This window comes from Psychrobacter sp. LFX-11D (assembly GCF_904846475.1).
GTDB lineage: Bacteria > Pseudomonadota > Gammaproteobacteria > Pseudomonadales > Moraxellaceae > Psychrobacter > Psychrobacter cryohalolentis.
This window is the reverse complement of sequence record NZ_CAJHAV010000038.1, coordinates 1-921: the sequence shown is the minus strand read 5'-3', so window position 1 is coordinate 921 and position 921 is coordinate 1. Positions and strand designations below refer to the sequence as shown.

General features: G+C 40.4%; 2 protein-coding genes. Both read left to right on the top strand.

Features of this window, described 5'->3' with window-relative positions:
- The first annotated feature begins 66 nt into the window (after window positions 1-66).
- Window positions 67-417, top strand: coding sequence for an IS630 transposase-related protein (locus JMX75_RS12830; RefSeq protein ID WP_201532559.1), 351 nt, complete (start codon window positions 67-69; stop codon window positions 415-417).
- A complete protein-coding gene (locus JMX75_RS12825; RefSeq protein WP_201532560.1) occupies window positions 392-916 on the top strand; it encodes an IS630 family transposase in 525 nt (174 codons plus the stop codon). Before JMX75_RS12830 ends, JMX75_RS12825 begins: the two co-directional genes overlap by 26 nt.
- Window positions 917-921 lie beyond the last annotated feature (5 nt).

The following is a 921-nucleotide window of genomic DNA, read 5'->3' as shown; positions in this document are numbered from 1 at the left end:
AAATATAGCGTATTAAATATAAAAGTGTTATAGGATAAAACATCTCAATAGATATACTTAATCATTATGACTTACTCACTAGACTATCGCAAACAAGTTCTTAAAAGCTTAGCAGATGGCATGACCTTTGCCGAGGTAGCCTCTTTTTATGCTATTAGTCCAACCACCATTCAAAAGTGGAAGAAACAGCTGCATAGTAAGAGCACTCGCAATGTTACGCCATCAAAAATACCGGATGATGCACTACGCGAAGACGTTGAGCGTTACCCTGATGACTATCACTATGAGAGAGCAAGACGGTTCAACTGTACTGCCCCAGCTATTTGTGAGGCTTTAAAACGTCTAGGCATCAGTCAAAAAAAAGACCTTAGAGCATCCAAAAGCGTGTCCAATAAAAAGAACGTCGTATCAGAGTAAGCTTGATAACTTTAACCAGCAAGGTTATCCCATTGTCTATATGGACGAAAGCGGTTTTGAAAGCCAGACCATTCGTCCGCATGGTTACACGCCGATAGGCAAACCCTGTATCGACAGCTACAACTGGCAAGGTAAAAAGCGAACCAACGTCATTGGGGCTCTATATGAAAAGATGCTATTTGCACTGGATTACTTTGAACAGAACATTAACAGCGGCATATTCTATCGCTGGTGTAAACACACGCTAATCCCAAGTCTTAAGACCAAATGCGTGATTGTCATGGATAACGCTCGGTTTCATAAAAGCAAACGTATCCAAAAACTACTGAACAGGCATGGTCATCGTATTTTATGGCTACCGCCTTACAGCCCTGATCTAAACCCTATTGAGAAAAAATGGGCTCAAGTAAAGTCTCTACGCCAAGGGTGGATGGAAAATGACTTATCCAAATTATTTTATGATGTTTGTCCTAGCCATAACACTTTTGTTTTGAACTGACTATA

Coding starts and splice junctions, on each gene's coding strand:
- JMX75_RS12830 (WP_201532559.1), top strand. CDS start 67: ATGACTTACTCACTAGACTATCGCAAACAAGTTCTTAAAAGCTTAGCA.